The sequence below is a fragment of the Salinimicrobium profundisediminis genome (assembly GCF_026241755.1).
Classification (GTDB): Bacteria; Bacteroidota; Bacteroidia; order Flavobacteriales; family Flavobacteriaceae; genus Salinimicrobium; species Salinimicrobium profundisediminis.
The window spans coordinates 16,657-38,289 of the sequence record NZ_JAPJDA010000030.1 but is presented as its reverse complement, the minus strand read 5'-3'; the positions used below and the strand labels follow the sequence as shown (position 1 = coordinate 38,289).

Annotated in this window: 19 protein-coding genes; 10 read left to right on the top strand and 9 right to left on the bottom strand. The window is 43.1% G+C overall.

Translation table 11 applies throughout. The features are described 5' to 3' along the window. The first annotated feature begins 29 nt into the window (after positions 1-29). From OQ279_RS15630 to OQ279_RS15620, 3 genes are all read left to right on the top strand, one after another. Complete coding sequence (locus OQ279_RS15630) at positions 30-830, top strand: MBL fold metallo-hydrolase (protein WP_266070947.1); 801 nt, start codon at positions 30-32, stop codon at positions 828-830. Between the two features lie 221 nt (positions 831-1,051). Then, positions 1,052-4,117: a ligand-binding sensor domain-containing protein gene (locus OQ279_RS15625; RefSeq protein WP_266070946.1), complete on the top strand. Its 3,066-nt coding sequence runs from the start codon at positions 1,052-1,054 to the stop codon at positions 4,115-4,117. 30 nt (positions 4,118-4,147) lie between these two features. Then, positions 4,148-4,738 carry a response regulator transcription factor gene (locus OQ279_RS15620; protein ID WP_266070944.1) on the top strand — a complete coding sequence of 197 codons (591 nt, stop codon included), beginning with the start codon at positions 4,148-4,150 and terminating at the stop codon, positions 4,736-4,738. 77 nt (positions 4,739-4,815) lie between these two features. On the opposite strand, the gene ettA is transcribed toward OQ279_RS15620, so the two are convergent. Next, positions 4,816-6,504, bottom strand: coding sequence for an energy-dependent translational throttle protein EttA (ettA, locus tag OQ279_RS15615; RefSeq protein WP_266070943.1), 1,689 nt, complete (start codon positions 6,502-6,504; stop codon positions 4,816-4,818). 113 nt (positions 6,505-6,617) lie between these two features. Then, complete coding sequence (locus OQ279_RS15610; RefSeq protein ID WP_266070942.1) at positions 6,618-7,088, bottom strand: DinB family protein; 471 nt, start codon at positions 7,086-7,088, stop codon at positions 6,618-6,620. Between the two features lie 101 nt (positions 7,089-7,189). On the opposite strand from OQ279_RS15610, the gene OQ279_RS15605 reads away from it, so the two are divergent. Next, positions 7,190-7,855, top strand: coding sequence for a hypothetical protein (locus OQ279_RS15605; protein WP_266070941.1), 666 nt, complete (start codon positions 7,190-7,192; stop codon positions 7,853-7,855). A gap of 157 nt (positions 7,856-8,012) precedes the next feature. Here OQ279_RS15605 and OQ279_RS15600 read toward each other — a convergent pair whose 3' ends face one another. Continuing rightward, positions 8,013-8,192: a CAL67264 family membrane protein gene (locus OQ279_RS15600; protein WP_266070940.1), complete on the bottom strand. Its 180-nt coding sequence runs from the start codon at positions 8,190-8,192 to the stop codon at positions 8,013-8,015. Positions 8,193-8,408: 216 nt separating this feature from the next. Between OQ279_RS15600 and OQ279_RS15595 the strand changes: the two genes are divergently transcribed. Next, positions 8,409-10,037: an acyl-CoA carboxylase subunit beta gene (locus OQ279_RS15595; protein WP_266070939.1), complete on the top strand. Its 1,629-nt coding sequence runs from the start codon at positions 8,409-8,411 to the stop codon at positions 10,035-10,037. 12 nt (positions 10,038-10,049) lie between these two features. Then, positions 10,050-11,693, top strand: coding sequence for a M1 family metallopeptidase (locus OQ279_RS15590; RefSeq protein ID WP_266070938.1), 1,644 nt, complete (start codon positions 10,050-10,052; stop codon positions 11,691-11,693). 145 nt (positions 11,694-11,838) lie between these two features. On the opposite strand, the gene OQ279_RS15585 is transcribed toward OQ279_RS15590, so the two are convergent. The 6 genes from OQ279_RS15585 to holA all read right to left on the bottom strand — a co-directional run bounded on the left by OQ279_RS15585 (position 11,839) and on the right by holA (position 17,877). After that, positions 11,839-12,942, bottom strand: a complete 1,104-nt coding sequence (locus OQ279_RS15585) for an AMP-binding protein (RefSeq protein WP_306419800.1) — start codon at positions 12,940-12,942, stop codon at positions 11,839-11,841. Between the two features lie 51 nt (positions 12,943-12,993). Then, entirely contained in the window at positions 12,994-13,938 is a 945-nt protein-coding gene (locus tag OQ279_RS15580; RefSeq protein WP_266070937.1) for a CPBP family intramembrane glutamic endopeptidase, read from the bottom strand. Positions 13,939-13,946: 8 nt separating this feature from the next. Further along, a complete protein-coding gene (locus tag OQ279_RS15575) occupies positions 13,947-14,981 on the bottom strand; it encodes an o-succinylbenzoate synthase (RefSeq protein ID WP_266070936.1) in 1,035 nt (344 codons plus the stop codon). Between the two features lie 9 nt (positions 14,982-14,990). Continuing rightward, positions 14,991-15,671, bottom strand: coding sequence for a metal-dependent hydrolase (locus OQ279_RS15570; protein WP_266070935.1), 681 nt, complete (start codon positions 15,669-15,671; stop codon positions 14,991-14,993). Positions 15,672-15,968: 297 nt separating this feature from the next. Continuing rightward, positions 15,969-16,871, bottom strand: coding sequence for a 1,4-dihydroxy-2-naphthoate octaprenyltransferase (gene menA / locus OQ279_RS15565; RefSeq protein ID WP_266070934.1), 903 nt, complete (start codon positions 16,869-16,871; stop codon positions 15,969-15,971). A 1-nt stretch (position 16,872) separates the two neighbouring features. Further along, positions 16,873-17,877 (bottom strand): DNA polymerase III subunit delta, encoded by a 1,005-nt coding sequence (holA, locus tag OQ279_RS15560; protein ID WP_266070933.1) that lies wholly within the window; start codon positions 17,875-17,877, stop codon positions 16,873-16,875. Between the two features lie 60 nt (positions 17,878-17,937). Here holA and OQ279_RS15555 point away from each other — a divergent pair, with 60 nt between their 5' ends. The 4 genes from OQ279_RS15555 to OQ279_RS15540 all read left to right on the top strand — a co-directional run bounded on the left by OQ279_RS15555 (position 17,938) and on the right by OQ279_RS15540 (position 21,623). Next, a complete protein-coding gene (locus OQ279_RS15555; RefSeq protein WP_266070932.1) occupies positions 17,938-18,381 on the top strand; it encodes a type I restriction enzyme HsdR N-terminal domain-containing protein in 444 nt (147 codons plus the stop codon). Positions 18,382-18,442: 61 nt separating this feature from the next. Continuing rightward, positions 18,443-19,435: a glycosyltransferase family 2 protein gene (locus OQ279_RS15550; RefSeq protein WP_266070931.1), complete on the top strand. Its 993-nt coding sequence runs from the start codon at positions 18,443-18,445 to the stop codon at positions 19,433-19,435. 90 nt (positions 19,436-19,525) lie between these two features. Continuing rightward, positions 19,526-20,359: an OmpA family protein gene (locus tag OQ279_RS15545; protein WP_266070930.1), complete on the top strand. Its 834-nt coding sequence runs from the start codon at positions 19,526-19,528 to the stop codon at positions 20,357-20,359. Positions 20,360-20,498: 139 nt separating this feature from the next. Next, positions 20,499-21,623, top strand: coding sequence for a hypothetical protein (locus OQ279_RS15540; RefSeq protein ID WP_266070929.1), 1,125 nt, complete (start codon positions 20,499-20,501; stop codon positions 21,621-21,623). Positions 21,624-21,633: the final 10 nt, after the last annotated feature.

Genomic DNA, 21,633 nt, shown 5'->3' with positions numbered 1-21,633 from the left:
CATTAGTTTTATTGGAAACTGATTTTTTTATGAAACGTATTTTATTATTCGCCATGGTGGCCGGTTCTTTCTTATCCTGCAAAAATGAAAACCGCGAAGTTCCTGATGTTACAGGAGAAGACGTGCTCGAAGGAGAAACAGCTGCCGCTACAGATACTGCTGAAATAGACATCAATCCCATTTCACACGCCACTGCTGTAATCAATTGGGGAGACACGACCATTTACCTCGATCCCGTGGGAGGCGCCGAAGCTTTTACAGGTATGGAAGAAGCTGATTTGGTGCTGGTGACCGACATTCACGGAGATCACATGAGCGCTGAAACCCTGGCTGCTTTGAACCTTGGCGACACGCCCATCATTGCGCCGCAGGCCGTGAAAGATGAGCTGCCTGATTCTTTAGCGACAAAAATCACCGTGATGAACAACGGAGAAAATTTAAGTCAAAGTGGGATTGCCATTGAAGCTATCCCTATGTACAACCTGCGGGAAGAAGCAAAACAGTTCCACCCAAAAGGCCGCGGCAACGGGTATGTTCTTGAAAAAGACGGACAAAGGCTTTACATAGCCGGAGACACCGAAGACATCCCCGAAATGAGAAACCTCGAAAACATAGTTATTGCGCTGGTGCCAATGAACCTGCCTTACACCATGCCGGTTGATGCAGCTGCAGATGCAGTGATCGAGTTTGCACCCGAAAAAGTCTATCCGTACCACTTTCGTGGACAGGATGGAAAAGCCGATGTTGACAAATTCAAACAACTGGTAAACGAAGGAAACAGCGAGGTAGAAGTGGTGCTGGCCAACTGGTACCCCGAAGAAGAATCTTAATCGTAGACCTAGACCCTAACTTTAAACCCGCTAAAAAAAAGCGGGTTTTTTCATTAATAAACTTCAAATGATCATTGAAAAACGCCTTTTTTGACAATCTTCTTTCCTTTTTCTTTACTTCAGAAAAATGCAAAAGCTTGTATTTTATTCACAAACAGGATTTTCTTAAAAATTTTATAAATTCCGCTTAAAATAAGTAGTTTTAGAATTCAGGGAAAAGTATGGCGAAAACTTTACATCTAATTTTTATTGTATTATTTACCTGTACCGGATGGGCTCAAAATTTACAGTTACCTGCCGGTGACACGCTTCGGGTTTCCCAGATAGCCCAAAAGCAGGATCTTTCCCAACTGAATGTTTTACAATTCGATTTTGACGAAAATGGTTATTTGTGGGCAGGTACCGAAGATGGGCTCAACAGGTTCAATGGCTATAATATGTACACCTATTCTCAGGGAACCGATGAAACTTCAGGTCTCACCGATGATCATATTCGGGGGCTGCTTTACAGGAATGACACGCTTTGGCTGGGCACCAATACCCATTCAGTGCAGGCATATATTCCGTCGCAGAACAAATTTCTGCATTACAAGGATCATCAAAAAATTGCTTCCGATCCTTCCCTTAGTTTTGCCCATGGCATTTATGAGGTGAACAGCAAGTATCTCCTGGCAGCCACTCTTAAAAACTGCATCCTTATTAACAGGAAATCTGGCGGGATCACTACTCTCCCCCTGCCCAATCCCGCTGCCAATGATTACGTGCTGGGCCTCATCAATCATTCCGAAGAGAACATCTGGCTGGGCACCTACTTTAACGGTATTTTGAAACTCGATCTTCAAAAAATGACCATTGAAGATATGCCGCAGTTTAATACGCTGGACAATAATCCGGTACATGCTTTTCAGAAAAGAGCGGCTAATGAAGTTTTGATAGGTACTCAAAAAGGGCTTTTTAAATACTCTTTTTCTTCGGAAGAATTACAGCTCATTGGGCAGCCCGAACAGGAATCGGGTATTCGTTGTTTCTTTGACTGGAATGAAGATTACTACCTCCTTGGAGGCACCAAGGGCATCAAATTTCTCAACAAACAAACTTATAAGGTCAAACCTGTAGTGCTGGCCGGTTTTGAGAAGGAAGTATTTTCTCCTGTAGAGATCCTTCAGGTTAAACAGGATGCCGGCGGGGGCGTTTGGATGGGATCACAGGGAAAAGGCATGTTCTACTATCATCCGGCCAGGCAAAAGTTCACTCCACAGCGCATAGAACTTAAAAACGAACCCGAAAAAGACTTCATAAGCATTTTCAACTTTCTGAGAGAAGGCGAAACTCTGTGGATGGCCACCGCTATTGGTTATGTGAAGCACGATATGCGTGCGGATACCTATGAGCTGTACCGCACCAACAAATTGGGTTACACACTGGTCAAAGATTCGCAGGGACAAATTTGGGGTGGCGGATTTGACCTTGGCCTTGAGAAATACAACAGGAAAAAAGACCTTTTTAAAGACGTTACTCCTTTAACCGGCATTCCCGACCGGGATGTGGCGGAGATCATTCCGTTAAGCAAAGACAGCATATGGGTGAGCACCTGGGCTTCGGGAATCTATTCGGTAGATCCACAAACTTTTGAAGCCCATCAGGTAAAAATAAATGGCCGGGATATCCATAGATCAAGAGCATCCTTCATTAGTGAAGACGGGACCATCTGGCTGGGTGCCGACGATGGGCTTTATAGAATTTCGGGCAGTGAAACCCGGCAGTATACGCACAAGTCGGGTTCCGAAGGTTCTCTTAGCAACGACCGGGTTTTTAGTATTACCCAGGATGAGAACAATAATCTCTGGATAGGTACGGCGCAGGGGCTTAACAAACTCGACCTGCAGACCGATGAAATCACTTCTTACCTGGAACAGCCGGGGCTACCCAATGATTTTATTTACGGCGTGCTCGCCGATAATAACAACGATATTTGGGTGAGTACAAACCGCGGACTTTCAAAATTTGACCGGGAAACTGAAACTTTTACCAACTTTACAGAACAGGACGGGCTACAGAACAACGAATTCAATGGCAAGGCAGCTTATAAAGACAGCCTGGGCTACCTGTACTTTGGGGGCATGAACGGCTACAATAAATTCCACGCCGACAGTATACCTGTAAATACCCACGCCGGAAGAACGATTATTGAAGAGGTAGAGCTCTTTGGAACACCCATTGAACGTAATGTAATTTATACCGACACGCTTTCTTTTGAACACGATGAGAACGTAATTACTTTTAAATTCACGGCACTTAATTTTTTGCTTCCGCAGAAGAACAATTACCAGTTTAAAATGCTGGGCTTTGACAAAGACTGGCGCCCGGTGACAAAAGAACGCTCTACTACCTACACCAACCTCAACCCGGGAACCTATACCTTCCTGGTAAAAGGCAGCAACAACGATTTGAAATGGGGAGCACCAGATTCCCTCGTGCTTACCATAAGAGCCCCCTGGTATAAAACTGTCTGGTTCAGGGCTTTTGCCATTCTCTTCTTCCTACTGCTCATCACCGGGGTTTACCTGTACAGGTACAACCTAAAAAAAGCAGAGAACCTGCGCCTTCACAAAATGGTGGAAGGCCGCACTGCCGAGCTTAGAAAAACCAACAACGACCTTAGTAAGGCCATGCACCTCGCAAAAGAGCAAAAAAACAACATCGCTTTTTTAATGCAGGAACTCAACCACCGCGTGAAAAACAACCTCCAGCTCATTGCAAGTTTGCTCGATATCCAAAAAGAGACTATTCAGGATGAATCGGCCAGAAATAACCTTCAGGCGGCGCAAAACAGGCTGTTTACCATTGCAGCCATTCACGATTTGTTAGGTGCCAAAAAACCTGGTGAAAATTTTAAGCTGGATGAATTCGTCTCCAGCCTGGCCAGGGAACTCGTGAGCTTTATGGACGAGGGGGTGCATTTAGATTTTAACCTGGAAGTGCTGAAAGTGCACAAAAAATGTATCACCCCCCTGGGCATCATTATTAATGAACTGGTTACCAATACGCTGAAACATGCTTTTCCCGGCAATAGAAACAACAAGAAGATCGAAATTTCCCTTTCCCGGGAAGGCGAACTTATAAGGCTTGATTATAAAGACAACGGCATAGGAATCCCTGACAATTTCAAAGATGAAAATTCCCTGGGCTTTAATCTTGTAGAAAACCTGGCGAGACAGTTAAAGGGCCATCTCGAGATCCTGAAGGTACCCGAAGGAGCCCATATTGTTATCTTATTTAAATGTTAAGTTTCACCGCGTTCTTAAACCTAACTGCTTATGAATAAAATCCTGATCATTGAAGATGAAATCATTATCGCCGAAAGCTTGCGGATTTTTCTAAAAAAGAATTCTTACGAAGTCTCTATTTCTTCAAATGTAGATAAGGCTGTTGAAAGCCTGCAGCATGAGAGCTATAGTGGGGTAATTTGCGATATCAACCTGCAGGACAGAATGAATGGTATTGAGATCATTCAGAAATTTCATCAACTTGATCAACACGGGCCGGTCATTTTCCTTACAGCCTATTCCAATCCGCAGGTCATGGAGTATGCCGAAGAAGTTACCCCCTATGCCTATATTCTGAAGCCATTCAACAATCAGCAGTTACTCACCACCCTCAACCTGGCACTAAAAAACCGTGAAAATTACATTCAGCCCACACAGGATACTTCAGTAACCGAAAAACTGAGCAAACGGGAGGTCGAGATCCTGCAATCTCTGGCTACCGGAAAGACAAACAAGGTGATTGGAAAAGAGCTGTGCATATCTAAACTTACTGTAGACACCCACGTGAAGAATATTAAAGAAAAACTTCAGCTCAATAAAAAAGGGGAATTGATAAGGTTTGTGCTATCTAATCGGCTGTAACAACTTTCACCAAAAAAATATCCATTACCAGCTGAAGTTTTCAGCTAATAATGGATAGACTTAAAAGGAGCTAATACTTAGCGTACCAGCTTCTTGTATTTAATTCTCTTTGGAGCCACATCGCCAAGACGTTTCTTCCTGTTCTCTTCGTATTCAGAGAAACTGCCTTCAAAGAAATATACTTCCGAGTTTCCTTCAAATGCGAGGATATGAGTACAAACCCTGTCCATAAACCACCTGTCGTGAGAGATGATCACAGCACAGCCTGCAAAATTCTCAAGACCTTCTTCAAGAGCTCTCAAGGTGTTCACATCAAGATCGTTGGTAGGCTCATCCAGAAGTAAAACGTTCCCTTCTTCCTTTAAGGTCATGGCCAGGTGCAGGCGGTTTCTTTCCCCACCAGACAATTTGCTCACCTTCTTGTTCTGTTCGCTTCCGCTGAAGTTAAACCTGCTCAAATATGCTCTTGAATTCACCTGCCGGCCTCCCATAAGCACCAACTCCTGTTCATCGCTGAAGTTCTGCCAAATAGTTTTTTCAGGATCTATATTGGTGTGACTTTGGTCTACGTAGGCAATCTTTGCTGTATCCCCTACTTCAAAAGTACCTTTATCAGGTTGTTCTTCCCCCATGATCATCTTAAAGATCGTGGTTTTACCGGCACCGTTTGGTCCAATAATCCCCACAATCCCGGCCTGCGGCAACTTAAAGTTGAGATCATCATATAACAATTTGTCATCAAAAGCCTTGCTCACACCCTTAGCCTCAATCACATTGGTTCCCAAACGCGGGCCATTTGGAATATAGATCTCCAGTTGTTCGTCCATTTGTTTTTGATCCTGGCTAAGCAGCTTATCGTAGTTGTTCAAACGGGCCTTTTGTTTGGCCTGTCTTCCTTTAGGTGCCATTCTTGACCATTCCAGCTCTCGCTCAAGCGTTTTTTGACGCTTGCTTGCCTGCTTTTGCTCCTGTGCAAGGCGTTTGGCTTTTTGATCGAGCCATGAGGAGTAATTTCCTTTCCACGGAATTCCTTCTCCCCTGTCAAGTTCCAGGATCCAGCCAGCTACGTTATCGAGGAAATAACGGTCGTGCGTTACGGCAATCACTGTTCCTTTATACTGCTGAAGGTGTTGTTCCAGCCATAATACAGATTCTGCATCAAGGTGGTTGGTAGGCTCATCCAGAAGTAGCACATCCGGCTCCTGAAGCAGTAGTCGGCACAGCGCTACCCTTCTTCGTTCCCCACCCGAAAGTACTCCGATTTTCTTATCGGGATCGGGCGTTCTAAGCGCATCCATGGCTATCTCCAGCTTGGTATCCAATTCCCACGCATTGCTCGCATCAATTTGGTCCTGTAGTGCAGCCTGCTTATCCATAAGCTTCTGCATCTTATCTGGATCTTCGTAAACTTCAGGTAGACCAAACATGTCGTTGATCTTGTTGTACTCTTCAAGAATAGCCACGGTCTCGGCTGCCCCTTCCTTTACAATTTCCAGTACAGTTTTATCGTCATCGAGTTTTGGCTCCTGTTCAAGATATCCTACTGAATAGCCTGGTGCAAAGACCACATCTCCCTGGTAATTCTTTTCTTCACCTGCAATAATTCTGAGCAAGGTCGATTTCCCGGAACCGTTAAGACCAAGAATACCAATTTTTGCCCCGTAAAAGAAGCTGAGGTAAATATTCTTAAGTACCGGCGTATTTGCTGACTGGTAGGTCTTTGTAACTCCCGACATCGAGAAAATTATTTTCTTATCATCTGCCATAAAATGCTGTTTTCAGTTTATTATTTCGAAGTTCTTAATAAGAACTCCCGGTTTATTCTAACAGACAAATATCATAATTTTAGAATTGATTTTAAGGCTGCATCAGAATAATTTCAAGAGGAATGAAGTCCCAGGTGCCTTAAGATAATTAAAAGTTGCCCGCTGTGATAAGCGGTATGTTCAATGACCAGTAGAATCTCCCTGAAAAGCGTATGATTTACGCCGGAAGGTACTGTATCCATAAGATCTTTTTCTTCGGAAAGTATAAGCTCCTCTAGCTCATCCCTCTCCTTAAAATAAGCATCTACCAGCTCCTTCCAGGCAATTTCATCATCGGGAGAAGATTTCTCTGGCCAGTAATCCTTAGGCCATTCGGGTGCCTTATAATCAGTTTGTGTACAATAATCTAGAATATCTTTCTGCGTAAAACGAATATGAGAGAAGATCTCAAAGAATGAATAAGGAAGATCTGCAGGCCTTTTCCCCAGTTCCAAAAAGGGTATTTTTTCAATCATCTTATCTACCGGCATAAAAGCTTCGCCGCCTTTTAAATGCTTCACCAAACTTTCTTTCAAATTATCCATAGGCTTAATTGAAATTCAATTTCCTTAAAATTACTTATTTATGGGTATTGCAGCCTCATTTTTAATGAGATATCTTTAGGTTATAACATAATATTAGCGTCATGAAAATATTCACCACCCCGCTCTTCTTTTTAGCCCTGGCTACTTTACTGTTAAACACCGGTTTTATACAGGCACAGGAGCAGCTTCCGGAACAAAGGGATTATAAGGTAAGACCCATACGCCTGGGTGTGAAAATTGGATTTCCAAACATGGTGGGCGGGAATGTAGAATACGTGACGCCGCTTTTAAACGACAAGGTTTCTGTAAGCCTGGATTATTCGACCATTGAATCTGACTGGTTTTTATCTGAAGATGAATCTGGTGACACCGAAACTACCGATCTTAGTTACTCCTATATTGAAGGCGGAATAAATTATTATATTTTTAAAGCGGGCAAAGGCCTTTATGCCGGGGTGAGCTATGGCCAAATGAAGTTTGAAGGCCAGACAGATGTCAATGAAGACGGGATGGATGGCACCGGGTATATTGATTACAACCACAGTTCTTTCAACATTAAATTAGGCGCCAAACTGGGCGGCCTGTTCTATTTTCGGCCAGAAATTGGCTATGCCTTCTCCTCTCTTCCCAAAACCATAGATTACCAGGTGAGGTATCCCGATGGCACCACAGAGAGGGATATTTACGATTTTGAAGAAGAGTTAGCTTCGGCAGATATACTTTTTAAAGGCTTAATTGCCAATATTGGTTTCGGGTTTTCCTTTTAATTTAGGCACGAAGCACTGCAACACCAAACTAATCACTTCTGAAGGTTCATTCAAAAAAGGACAGGATGAATCTTCAGTTTAAAAAGTTATAGTTTGATCAATTTTGCTTTTTGTTCCCGGATCTCTTCAGAAAAAATCCCGGGCGAAAATACTATTTTTAAACCCTTCCTTTTAAAGCATTAAAAGCCCAGGACATTACAAAGAAGCCAATCCCTACGGTAGAAAAACCTATAGCCTGATCCTGGTACTTGAGCACCCCCAGCAAAACCAAAGCTATACCTATAAGGAGCATGCAAAATGATGCCCATCCAAAAATCGTGTTCTTATTCATTCCCATCTTATGCAGCGAGTAATTAGTTTTATGGCAGTCTTTGCCAAAAGGCCGTAAAAGTAGTATTGTAAAATGACCTCTTCTATGACAAAGATCGCATTTTTATATGTTTTTATAAGGATTTTTAGTTGCAGGGTTTTTGTATTTTAGCGACCATTGATAAATCTACACAGCTTTTTAAAGGGGTAGAGTGTTAACCACAACGACTTTTAGATCTTATAAATGGATATTGAATTCAACAAGAACGAAGACCACAACAAATTATTAGTATCAGAGCTTAAGCGACGCCTCAAAGAGGTAAAGTTGGGCGGCGGCGAAAAACGCATTGCAAAACATCACGCCAAAGGCAAAATGACCGCCCGTGAGCGCGTAGATTATTTGCTTGACGATGCCCAGGAAGCTATTGAAATAGGAGCATTTGCAGGAGACGGAATGTACACAGAACACGGCGGCTGCCCAAGTGGCGGCGTGGTGGTGAAGATTGGGAAAATCTCTGGCAAACAATGTATCGTGGTGGCCAACGATGCCACGGTAAAAGCCGGTGCCTGGTTTCCCATTACCGCAAAGAAGAACCTGCGAGCCCAGGAAATATCTATTGAAAACCGACTGCCCATCATTTACCTTGTAGATTCGGCCGGGGTTTACCTCCCTATGCAGGATGAGATCTTTCCCGATAAAGAACACTTCGGAAGGGTCTTTAGAAATAACGCTATAATGAGCAGCATGGGCATCACGCAAATCTCTGCCGTGATGGGAAGTTGCGTTGCCGGAGGGGCTTACCTGCCAATAATGAGTGATGAAGCCCTTATTGTTGACAAAACCGGAAGTATTTTCCTGGCCGGCAGCTACCTCGTTAAAGCCGCTATTGGCGAATCTATCGACAACGAAACCCTGGGCGGTGCCACAACCCACAGTGAAATTAGCGGCGTTACCGATTATAAATCCAAAGATGATAAAGACGCCCTCGATACTATTAAAGGGCTTATAGATAAGATTGGGGATAATGACAAGGCCGGGTACAACCGCAAGGATCCGGTAAAGCCGGCAAAAGATCCGCAGGATATCTACGGAATCCTTCCCAAGCAGCGTAACGAACAGTACGACATGCGGGAGATCATTGCCAGGCTGGTAGACAATTCTGAATTTCAGGAGTACAAAGAAGGTTACGGGCAAACCATCATTACCGCCTATGCCCGAATTGATGGGTGGGCCGTTGGTATCGTGGCCAACCAGCGCAAGATTGTCAAAAGTGCCAAAAAAGAGATGCAGTTTGGCGGGGTGATTTATTCAGACTCGGCCGATAAAGCTACCCGGTTCATAGCCAATTGTAATCAGAAGAAAATTCCGTTGGTATTTCTTCAGGATGTGACCGGCTTTATGGTGGGCAGCAAGAGTGAACATGGCGGCATTATTAAAGACGGGGCAAAAATGGTAAATGCGGTGAGTAATTCGGTAGTCCCAAAGTTTACAGTGATCATTGGAAACTCCTACGGTGCCGGTAACTACGCTATGTGCGGTAAGGCCTATGACCCACGCCTCATTTTCGCCTGGCCCAGTGCCGAACTCGCTGTTATGGGCGGTACCCAGGCGGCAAAAGTACTGGCGCAGATTGAAACTGCGGCCCTGGAGAAAAAAGGGGAAAAAGTAGACGCCGAAAAGGAGAAAAAAGTGTTCGATGAGATCAAGGCCAGGTACGACAGGCAGACTTCAGCATATTACGCTGCTGCCCATTTGTGGACCGATGCGGTGATAGATCCTCTCGAAACCAGGAAATGGCTCTCTACAGGAATTGAAGCAGCCAATAATGCCCCTATCGAAAAAGATTTTAACCTGGGTGTGATCCAGACCTAATACTTCTCAAAAATGCGATTTTTCACCTCTATTATTTTTGTTTTAATTCTTGCAGCTGTACCCCTACAGGGCCAGGTGCTCACCAATAAATCTCAATTCACCGAAGCCGATACGCTGCGTGGTTCTTTGAGGGCCGAAAGAGAGTATGATGTACTCAAATACAACCTGCAGGTAAAGGTGGTGCCCGAAGAAAAGTTCATTTCGGGTTATAACGGCATCAGCTTTAAGGCCGAAGAAGACCTTCCCGTAATGCAGGTGGATCTCTTCAGGAATATGAGGGTTGACTCTATTATCTTCCGCGGAAAAAGAATGGATTTTAAACGGCGCCACAATGCCGTTTTTATCGATTTGGTGCCACAGGTAGAAAAAAATGCAATAGACTCTGTTCTTTTTTACTACTCAGGAAATCCGATAGTTGCCAAAAATGCCCCGTGGGACGGCGGATTTCTATTTGAAAAAGACCAGCAGGGCAACCCATGGATCGCGGTTGCGGTTCAGGGGACGGGAGCAAGCCTCTGGTATCCTAGTAAAGATCACCAAAGCGACGAACCCGAAGAAGCCCTTATTGGAATCGCTGTTCCCAACGATCTTATGAACGTTTCTAACGGTCGCTTCCACGGAAAAGAAATCCTGGATGACGGTTATACCCGCTGGAACTGGAAGGTGAACAACCCCATCAACAATTACAATATTGTTGTGAACATAGGTAATTATGTTCATTTTAAAGACAGGTTCCGCCATCTGGACCTGGATTATTACGTGTTGCCTTACAACCTCGAAAAGGCTAAAAAGCAGTTTGAAGAAGTGAAGTTTATGATGAACTGCTTCTATGAAAAATTTGGGGCCTACCCTTTTGAAGAAGACGGGTTTAAACTGGTGGAAACGCCTTACCTGGGTATGGAACACCAAAGCGCCGTGGCCTATGGCAACCAATATCAAATGGGTTATTTGGGCAGGAATCTAAGCGGCACAGGTGTGGGCTTAAAATGGGATTTTATCATCATCCATGAATCTGGACACGAGTGGTTTGGAAACAGCATTACAGCCAAAGATATCGCCGATATGTGGATACATGAAGGCTTTACCACTTATTCTGAAGCGGTTTACATTGAGTGCCGCTGGGGAAAACAGGAAGCCGTCAACTACCTTAAAGGTATAAGGAACAACATTGCCAACAGCACAAAGATCATTGGCACATATGGGGTGAACAGTGAAGGGTCGGGAGACATGTACTACAAAGGCGCTAACCTGCTAAACACTATTAGAAGCATCTATAATGATGATGATTTGTGGTGGAAAATCTTAAAAGATTATACCGAAACCAATCGCCATAAGATCATTACTACCCAAACCACCGAAGATTTCTTTAATACTGCCATAAAATATGACCTGCAACCGGTATTCGAACAATACCTGAGGCACGCTGCCTTACCCGAACTGCAGTTTAAGCAGGAAAAAGGCAGTATTCTCTACAAATGGAAAGCCGATGTTGAAGGATTTGATATGCCTGTAGATGTAACTATTGAAGGAAAAGAGCTGCGCCTCTATCCTACGGAAAAATGGCAAAAGCTAGAACAGCAGGTGAATTCTCCTGAAGCAGTACAGGTGCAGGAAGATGAGTTCTATATTAAACGTCAAAACCTGAAGCAGGCTTAAAAATGCCATTTTTGACACTTCAGTAAAAACAAAATAAGTCGGGATCAATGTTTTGATCCCGACTTATTTTATTTCAAACCTTGCTCTTTCCTCTATGCTAAAACTTCAGAGGAAATTGGAAAACTTTATTACTTCCGAAGTAAGACTAGTTCATCCGGCTCTTAAGGGTGTTGGCCCTGTGGATCTTTCCGTTTGCAGTTTCTTCGAATTTTTCGACGAAATAGATCTTTTTGGGTATTTCATACTTCCCTAACTTCCTGCAGGCTTTGATCTCCCTTTCAAGATTGTTTAAAGCCACTTCCGAAAACTGACTTTCCACCATCAAAACCAGTTTCTCACCAAGTGCCGCATCGGGCAGGGAGGTGATAAAAAACCTGTGGGCAATGATTGGTGCCAGCTTCACTTCTATCTCTTCAGGATGTAATTTCACCCCTCCCGAATTGATCAGGTTGTCTATTCTGCCTTTCCAGATAAAGCTGTTTTCAGAAACAATTTCCACCACGTCATTAGTAACAAGTGTTTCATCGTTTAATTGTGGGGCTTCAATAACCAGGCAGCTCCTGTCATCAACATCTATCTTGACATTGGGCAACGTAGAAAAAGGCAGCGGATCTTCCATCTTTTTCTCCTTTACATTGATGTGACGGGCTGCAATATGAGAAACTGTTTCGGTCATACCATAAGTTTCATAGACCTCGGTATTGATTCCCTGCACAAGGTTACGCAGGTTCCCCGATACGGCTCCGCCACCTACGATCAGTTTTTTGATGAGGTGTAGCCGGCTAAGAGAATTATCCAGCTGGAAAGGCGTCATGGCACAAAAATCATAGGTTTTAAAAATGCGGTCAAGAGGGTTTGCTTTTGGCAGCTCAAGATCAAGCTTCCAGCCCAGCAGCATAGCCCTTACCAGCATCATTTTTCCGGCAATGAAATTCACCGGAAGACAATGCAATGCAGTAGTGCGCGGCCCCAGTTCAAAATATTTTCCCGTGGCCCGGGCACTATTGATCATTTGCTGTTTTTTAATAGGAATTCTCTTAGGAGGCCCTGTAGAACCCGAGGTTTTTACCTCGATATATTCTTTATCATTAACCCAGTCTAGCAGAAAATTTCCTGCCTGCCCCTCATAGGGCTCCCCTTCCTTGATAAGACTGTAGGCTACCGCAGCCAGTTCTTCATTGTTGTAGTGAAGCCCGTTAAGCCTGAATTCGGGATGAGTTTCGGGTAAGCTGAATTTTGTTTGCATCATTTCGTCATATTTAACGATCAAAGGCTAAAGTTAACGAATTGTTCAGAAATACTAAATTTCTTCAGGGTACTTTATAGGTTCCGGCCGATTTACTTTTCCGAAGAGGCGTTCCTTCCAGTTGGTCCAGCGATAAGTACGAGCCATTAAAAACAGGAAAATTGGATACACGATTACGATTGGCAGAAGAATATCAAGCCCTGCCTCGGGGTTGGAAACATCCTTTAAAACCGAATTGGTTTCAAATGCCGTCCAGTCGGCCGTTACCAGCAATGCACCTACCAGGTTGTTCCCGGCATGAAAACCCAGCGCCAGCTCCATCCCTTCATCCATAAGGGTCATAATACCGAGTAGAAATCCGGTGCCAATGTAGTACACCATAATAATGTAACCAAGCTTCTCCACTTCGGGGTTGAACAGGTGAAGGCTTCCGAAGATCACAGAAGTTATGACCAGAGGCACCCATCTGTTTCCCGCGAGCACCCCAATTCCTTGCATAAGATATCCCCTAAAGAGGTATTCTTCAAAGCTGGTTTGCAGGGGCACCATGATAAGGGCAATGGCTGCGAGAATGAGAAAAGGCACAGTTTTAAAATTCCACAGGTAGTCTTCGGGCTGCATGTTATAGTCTATAAGCGTGGTAACAACTGTGAAAACAGCCACAATGCTAAATCCGAAGAAAAACCTGCCCCAGTCCACTTTTTTGCGAGAAGTAGTAGCGTCTTTAATACTTTGGGCATGCAGGTATTTCACCACAAAAAGCAGGGCAGCGAGGCCCACAGCAAAAGAAAGAAGCAACAAAAAGAAATTGAGATTTGAATCGAGCACCCTCATCCACTCTTCCTGTGAAAGCGTAAGCACATCGGGGCCAGCCTCCAAAATCACGGCACCAAACCAGGGTAAAGCCCCAAAGAGCTGCCAGCCCAAAAAGATGATCACTAACCCTATTACATAGCGCCACCATTCAGTTTTGCCCTTATATGCCTGTTGTATAAACATTTTTTCTTTTATAGATTAAAATTCCAGCTTTTGTTGGGGCGATACCATAATTTTCCGTTCTCAACTTCGAGAGGAGCTTCAAAATTATTGGTGTATAAACCTCCAGTGCCAAGCCCCTGCGGCATAGGATTGTTAAGATTGTAAGTATATTGTGCAATAGCATTAAGCCCTACATTACTTTCAAGAGCACTGGTAACCCACCAGCCAATACCGAGTTCACGGCTAAGCTCAATCCACTCATCTGTTCCCCGAATTCCGCCAATGAGACTGGGTTTAAAAATGACATATTGAGGCCAGATTTTTTCCAGCAGTTCTCTCTTTTTCGAAAGACCTGTTACCCCGATCAATTCTTCATCAAGGGCAATAGGTAAAGGTGTATTCTCACAAAGTGCGGCCATTTCTTCCGGCTGACCTTGTTTTATGGGCTGTTCTATACTGTGGAGTTCCAGATCGCTGAGACGCTTCAGTTTTTCTAATGCTTGGGAAGGTTTAAAAGCTCCATTCGCATCTACTCTTACTTCCATTTCTTCTGAAGTAAATTCACGCCTGATGAAGCTGAGCAATTTCATTTCAGTTTCAAAATCTATAGCACCTATCTTCAGCTTAATGCATTTGAAGCCACCCCTGATCTTTTCAACTATTTGCTCTTTCATATACTGCTCCTCCCCCATCCAAACGAGTCCGTTGATAGAAATGGGCGCCTGGCCGGCAGTAAATTCAGAAGGAAATAATAGAAAAGGATCTTGCGCCGCTAACGATCTAAAGGCCATTTCTACCCCAAATTGAATACTTGGAAATTCCCGAAGTTCTTCCCAGAGCTTTTTTTCGCCCAACTGGATGTTTTCGCACACCCACTTCAGCTTTTCTTCATAACCCGGACGATCGTCGTAACTGAGGCTTCTTAAAATGCCGCACTCTCCAATTCCGGTCTTTCCGTTTTGCTTCAGAATAAAAAACCAGGTTTCCTTTTGTGTAAGAACGCCCCGCGAAGTACCGCTAGGGCGTTTAAAATTCAGGATATACTTATAATAATTTGCCTGCACTTATATTGTTTAAAGTTCTATACTTTCTCCTGTCTCAAACAACATAAGGTCTTTCCCTTTTTCATAGAATTTCCTCTTTGCCTCTTCATGATCAATTTCAATATATCCAAAAGTGTCATAGTGACAACCCAGCACTTTATCACACTGCACAAAATCGCTGGCTATAATGGCATCATCTACCCCCATGGTAAAATTATCGCCAATAGGCAGTATGGCCAGGTCTAGCTTAGTGTGCATGGGGATAAGTTTCATATCCATAGTTAGCGCGGTGTCACCGGCGATGTAAATATTCTTGTGTTCCCCTTCAATGACAAATCCGCCGGGCTGGCCGCCGTAACTACCATCGGGAAAGGAGCTGGTATGAATGGCGTTCACGTATTTCACCGTTCCAAATTCAAAATTCCATTTACCACCGTGGTTAAGCGGGTGTACTTCCAGGCCTTTATTTTCGTAATGAGTGGCTATTTCAAAATTACTGATGATCACCGCGCCGGTTCGTTTGGCAATGGCTTCAGCATCTAACGTATGATCCTGATGCGCATGGGTTAACAGAATATAATCTGCCTTTAGATCATCAATATTCACCATTCCCTTTACCTTCTCATTACCCGAGATAAAAGGATCTATTAAAAGGTGAACCCCCTTAACTTCTATTGCAAATGTGCTGTGTGCGTAGTGAGTAATTTTCATAATGTCATATTTTAATATACAATTCATTATTATCAGGGAGACAAGAGTCAAGATCGCTTCGCTGCAAGAGCCAAGACTTTATCCAACCACCTGATTAACAACGATATTTAATTCTATTTCCATAAATAAAGTTTAATATAAATTCAGAAACTGGAAACCATCTTTCTATACCTTAAATGAACAGTATAATTAGTGAATTCGTGACTTAGCTCCTGATTAATTTATTTAATTGGACAACACTGATACAAAATACAAAATCCTACCCGAAAGACCTTCCAAAAATGGCATTTTTGAGACCTATAATATTTGTCCCAGCCCAAAAAGAACAGCCAGTAAGAAGGTGCCTAAGGCTAGTTTCTTAAGTTCAGGATCGAGGAGGACGGGATTCTTGTTCTCCATGATCCTCTTTAAGTGGAACAAAAGTGGCACAAAAGCAAAGAGATACAGGAGATCATCTATTCCTGTAAAGGAGAAAGCCGAGTAGAGGATCATAGAGGAAAATGCCGCCAGCAGGAGAAAATAATGGTACTGTTTTGCCTGGGCCTCTCCCAGTTTAACTACTAGAGTATTCTTTCCTGCTTTAGCATCGGCAGCGCGATCGCGCATATTGTTAAGGTTGAGCACCCCGGCACTTAAGAATCCAATAGTGGCAGCCGGTAAGAATACCCGCCAGTCCCATTCCATAGTATAAAGAAAATAGCTACCATAAACCGCAACAAGTCCGAAGAACACGAACACAAACACGTCTCCCAGACCCCTGTAACCATAAGCCGAATCTCCCACGGTATACTTCACTGCTGCAGCTATAGCGCCTATTCCCAGGACCAAAAACACCAGTCCGTAGAACAGGCTACGGGTGCCAAAGGCCAGATAAATAAGCGTAACGGCAAAAAAGAAAGTGATGATGCCGGTAACGATCATTCCCCAAAACATTTCATCCCGGGTTATCATTCCACTTTGAAGTGCACGTTGCGGGCCTACCCTGTCTTCATTGTCTGTTCCTTTTACAAAATCTCCATAGTCATTGGCGAAGTTGGAGAGAATCTGCAGGCCCAGCGTGGTGGCCAAAGCCAGTGCAAAGATCACGCTATTAAACTCATTTTGCGCTACAGCTATAGAACTTCCCACCAAAATTCCTGAAATTGATAGCGGCAGCGTTCTGAGCCTCGCTGCACTTACCCAGGTATCTAAATTCGCCATATTAATTGATAATTTTGAAAAGTAATTCTTTTAAAAGATCGCCCTGTGGCACATTGGCAGCTCCTACTCCCTTGCTTTTCACATCGGCGTCACGCAAGTAGGAAATAATACTGCTTACCTTCTTCATGTTGTAATTACGGGCAGCGGTAACATAGTCTTTCACAAAAAAACGGTTGACCTTTAATGCCCTGGCCACATTGTTTTCAGACTGGTCTTTAAGGGCATGGTACTGCTGCAGCTGCACAAAGAAGCTGAACAACATTCCCACCGTCATCACCATAGGATGGTCTTTCTCATTCTGTGAAAAGTAATTGATAATGCGGTGCGCCTTCAGGTTGTCTTTACTGCCAATAGCCTTTCGCAGCTCAAAAATATTGAAATCTTTACTTATCCCTATATTCTCCTCTATAACTTCAGGAGTTATAGTGCTTCCTTTTGGAGTAATAAGCTGAAGTTTCTTTAGCTCATTGTCAATCTTATCTAACTGGTTACCTAAAAATTCGAGGAGCATTTGCGCTGCCTTTGGCGCCATTTGGTAACCGCGGCTATGCATTTCTGCCTGTATCCAGTCTACAACCTGGTTCTCATACAACCTCTTGTTTTCATAGATCACGCCGGTTTTTGCTATTGCCTTGTGCAGCTTTTTGCGCTTATCAAGCTTTTTATACTTGTAGTTGAAAACCAAAACGGTTGTGGGTTGCGGGTTTTCGGCATAAGGCAGGAGTTGCTCTATGGTGCGCGAAAGATCCTGGGCTTCTTTTACGATAATTACCTGCCGTTCGGCCATCATGGGATAACGTTTGGCGTTGCCAATAATTTCATCTACAGTCACATCGCGCCCGTAAAGCACCATCTGGTTAAAGCCCTTTTCTTCTTCGGGCAAAACATGGTCTTCAATGTAATCTGAAATCTTATCAATAAAATACGGCTCTTCTCCCGTTAAAAAATAGATAGGTTTAATATCCCCTTTTTTAATGGCAGTCACTATATTTTTTACGTCATCCATAAAGCTGGTTTTGGGGAGGGACTAAAAGAAGTTTCTTCTGAAAAAATCCTACTTTTGAGCATGCATACACTTAACTTCCCCCGGTACTCATTTCGGCTCAAAAATAGCGAAAATAAAATAGCTGTTTTTGATGAGCTTCGGAAAAAATTTGTTTTACTTACGCCCGAAGAATGGGTGCGCCAACACGTGGTGCAATTTCTTCTTCAGGAAAAGAAATTTCCAAAGAGCCTGCTCAATGTAGAAAAGCAAGTGAAGCTCCACGATCTTATAAAAAGGTATGATGTACTGGCCTATAAACCCAATGGTGATATTCACCTGGTGGTAGAATGCAAGGCAGCCTCTATTCCTATTACACAAGGCACTTTTGACCAGATTGCACGTTATAACCTGGCCCTACAGGCAGATTACCTGATGGTGACCAACGGACTTCAGCATTATTTTTGTCAGCTTGATTATGTAGCCGAGCAATACCACTTTCTCCCAGACCTCCCGGAATGGGGCTAGAAAATGCCATTTTTGACACCCTGTAATGCATCAACCTTATAATTTACTTTAATTTGCACCTGTGAAAGTAGCAGTGATCATTCTTAACTGGAACGGAAAAGCTTTATTGCAGCAGTTCCTACCTTCGGTGGTACAAAATTCTCCTGAAGCTATCATTTATGTAGCCGATAATGCCTCTACCGATGATTCGGTACCTTTTCTTCGGAAGAATTTTCCGCAGGTAAAGATCATTCAGAATAAAATAAACGGCGGATTTGCTAAAGGCTATAACGACGCCCTTCAAGACCTGCAGGAAGACATTTTTGTGCTTTTGAACAGCGATGTAGAGGTGACTGAAGGATGGTTACAGCCATTAATACAAGAAATGGAGCAGGATAAGAAGGTTGCAGCACTCCAGCCAAAGATCCTCAATTACCGGAAAAAAACCCATTTTGAATATGCCGGGGCTGCAGGCGGCTATATTGATGCCATGGGTTATCCCTACTGCCGGGGCCGCATTTTTGAAACCCTTGAAGAAGACCATGGGCAGTACGATGATACCAAAGAGATCTTTTGGGCCACAGGCGCCTGTATGATGATACGCAAAAATGCCTTTTTTGAGGCGGGAGGTTTTGACGAAGATTTCTTTGCGCACCAGGAAGAAATAGATCTTTGCTGGCGCCTTTACAACAGCGGGCTAAAGGTAAAAGCAGTGGGAGCGTCAAAGGTTTACCATCTTGGAGGAGGCACTTTAAATGCCATGCACCCGCGCAAGACTTTTTTAAATTTTAGGAACAGCCTCTTCACAGTGCTAAAAAATGCGCCAAAAGACAAGGTATTTATCATCATTTTTCTACGGTTACTTTTGGATGGGCTGGCAGGTGTAAAATTCTTAATTGAGCTAAAACCCTCACATTCAGCAGCCATTATAAGAGCACATTTTCAGTTTTACCGGCATGCAGGAAAAATGTGGAAAAAAAGGAAACCTTCTCCAAAAAAGACAAAATATTATAACAATATCTCCGTTGTATTCGCATATTACCTACAGGGAAGGAAGGAATTTAAGAGAGTTTAAATTATTTTAATTATGTTCTGTTTAAATTTCGGAATGACCTTAGATTTTGTATTTTTGAAACGTTAACATTTAATCACACAATTAAGAATTATGAAAAAATTCATGCTTTTATCGGCAACTGCTGCGCTCCTTTTTTCTTCATGCGTTTCACAGAAGAAATATGCCGAGCTTGAAGCTCAACAAAAGGAGACTCAGGACAAGTTGAACACAGCCACGGTTAAACTTAACTCCTGTTTGGATGAAAAAGATCGATTGAACCAACAAATTAGTCAGTTGAGCAACCAAAATACTGCTTTATTGAACAACGTTGGAGATCTTGCCACCTTATCAAAGAAAGAAGCCGAAAATCTTGAACGCTCTTTAGAAAGTATCAAAGAAAAAGATATGAAGATTCAGCGTATGCAGGATGCGATCACTAAAAAAGATTCTGTAACACTTGCTTTGGTTACCAGCCTTAAAGGTGTTCTTGGAAACATGAGTGATGACGATATCCAGATCAATGTTGAAAAAGGAGTAGTTTATGTTTCTATTTCTGACAAACTTCTTTTCGAAAGCGGAAAATACAATGTATCTGACCGTGCTAAAGAAGTACTTGGAAAAGTAGCCACTGTTGTGAAAAACCGTCCAGAAATTGAATTTATGGTTGAAGGTCACACAGATGACAAGTCAATTAGAAACGCAGTACTTCAGGACAACTGGGATCTTTCTGTAAAAAGAGCTACTTCTGTAGTACGTGTACTTCAGGAAGAGTTTGGTGTTCAGCCACAAAGAATGACCGCTGCGGGTAGAAGTTACTACGTTCCTGTAGCTTCAAACGAAACTGCTGAAGGTAGAGCCAAGAACAGAAGAACCCGTATCGTGATTCTTCCAAAACTTGATCAATTCTACAACCTTATTGAAGAAGGAATGCAGACTGCTAAATAAGCAAGCTCAAATATTCTTTAAAACCCGGCTATAGGCCGGGTTTTTTATTTTTAACAAATTAATCTTCAGTAAATTACACTTAAAATAATATTTTTTTATTAGCTTCAGCACCTAATAAAAATCAAACTAAACTAAAATTATGCTGAAAAATTTCAACAAGATTGCCATGGTTACCCTGTGCGCCGGGCTTATTAGTATTTCGTGTGAAAAAGAAAACGAAGTAGAAGAAATTATGAATGTAGATGCTGCAGGCGTGAACGCAGTACAGTCGGCACGAACGCTAAGTGCAAACGCTACACTCAATCCAGAATTCAATGTAGACCCTGTTACTTATGCAGGTCACAATTTAAGGAATGAAGTATTTAAAATGGATGCTGTAGCGCCATCTGAATGTGCACCCACAGCTTTTAATCAGGAAATTAATAAGGTGATCCAGCCCTTCTATTCAGATCCGCTGGCGTTGACCTACTACTCCCTCTACCTTGACCTGAGCTTCTACATGGCGTACCTTGATACTTCTGAACAGTACTATGGAGATGAAGGTCAATACACCAATTTTGTAAAGAAGAGAATTCGTGACCTGGAGAAGTTTTGGGGAATACAAGGCGAGATTAGAGTAAACGGGCAACATACTGCCAGCTTGAACGATCGTGAAAAACTGGCCGATCTATACATGATTGTTGGCGCTAACGTTGAAACCAGAGAAGATGCATACGCAATTGCTGATCAACTCCTGGCTATTAATGAAGCATCACCTGTTCTTCCTGAAAGTCCATATTTTGCCATGGACGGATTCGCTACAACAGGAGACCTTATTGTGATTGGAGATGGAATAACGTCAGTTCTTGCCAATACAGGGATTGATGAAGGTATTGTATGGACCGGGATTTTAGCTCATGAGTGGGCGCACGAGATTCAGTTTGACAATTATACTGAATGGTATCCTAACGGTGCAGACGAAGACCCGGCAGCAGCCACCCGTCTTACCGAACTGGAAGCCGACTTTTTAGCTGCTTACTACATGACGCATAAAAGAGGTGCTACTTACAACTGGAAGAGAGTGGAGCAATTCTTTGAGCTATTTTTCAATATTGGAGACTGCAGCTTTGCCAGCAGCGGCCACCACGGTACGCCACTTCAAAGAATGGAAGCAGCCCGCCTGGGGTATGAACTGGCAACCAGCGCACAAAAGAAAGGGCATATCCTTTCTCAACAAGAGGCGCACGAAGCTTTCATCGCCGTGTTTGGAGATATTTTTGAATAAGAAGAAAAAC

Bases quoted from the DNA above. Each gene is read 5' to 3' on its own strand.
- OQ279_RS15595 (WP_266070939.1), top strand. From the start codon at position 8,409: ATGGATATTGAATTCAACAAGAACGAAGACCACAACAAATTATTAGTA.
- OQ279_RS15610 (WP_266070942.1), bottom strand. From the start codon at position 7,088: ATGGATAATTTGAAAGAAAGTTTGGTGAAGCATTTAAAAGGCGGCGAA.
- OQ279_RS15545 (WP_266070930.1), top strand. From the start codon at position 19,526: ATGAAAAAATTCATGCTTTTATCGGCAACTGCTGCGCTCCTTTTTTCT.
- OQ279_RS15625 (WP_266070946.1), top strand. From the start codon at position 1,052: ATGGCGAAAACTTTACATCTAATTTTTATTGTATTATTTACCTGTACC.
- OQ279_RS15630 (WP_266070947.1), top strand. From the start codon at position 30: ATGAAACGTATTTTATTATTCGCCATGGTGGCCGGTTCTTTCTTATCC.
- OQ279_RS15585 (WP_306419800.1), bottom strand. From the start codon at position 12,942: ATGATGCAAACAAAATTCAGCTTACCCGAAACTCATCCCGAATTCAGG.
- OQ279_RS15570 (WP_266070935.1), bottom strand. From the start codon at position 15,671: ATGAAAATTACTCACTACGCACACAGCACATTTGCAATAGAAGTTAAG.
- OQ279_RS15580 (WP_266070937.1), bottom strand. From the start codon at position 13,938: ATGTTTATACAACAGGCATATAAGGGCAAAACTGAATGGTGGCGCTAT.
- OQ279_RS15600 (WP_266070940.1), bottom strand. From the start codon at position 8,192: ATGGGAATGAATAAGAACACGATTTTTGGATGGGCATCATTTTGCATG.
- holA (WP_266070933.1), bottom strand. From the start codon at position 17,877: ATGGATGACGTAAAAAATATAGTGACTGCCATTAAAAAAGGGGATATT.
- ettA (WP_266070943.1), bottom strand. From the start codon at position 6,504: ATGGCAGATGATAAGAAAATAATTTTCTCGATGTCGGGAGTTACAAAG.
- OQ279_RS15555 (WP_266070932.1), top strand. From the start codon at position 17,938: ATGCATACACTTAACTTCCCCCGGTACTCATTTCGGCTCAAAAATAGC.
- OQ279_RS15540 (WP_266070929.1), top strand. From the start codon at position 20,499: ATGCTGAAAAATTTCAACAAGATTGCCATGGTTACCCTGTGCGCCGGG.
- OQ279_RS15605 (WP_266070941.1), top strand. From the start codon at position 7,190: ATGAAAATATTCACCACCCCGCTCTTCTTTTTAGCCCTGGCTACTTTA.
- menA (WP_266070934.1), bottom strand. From the start codon at position 16,871: ATGGCGAATTTAGATACCTGGGTAAGTGCAGCGAGGCTCAGAACGCTG.
- OQ279_RS15590 (WP_266070938.1), top strand. From the start codon at position 10,050: ATGCGATTTTTCACCTCTATTATTTTTGTTTTAATTCTTGCAGCTGTA.
- OQ279_RS15620 (WP_266070944.1), top strand. From the start codon at position 4,148: ATGAATAAAATCCTGATCATTGAAGATGAAATCATTATCGCCGAAAGC.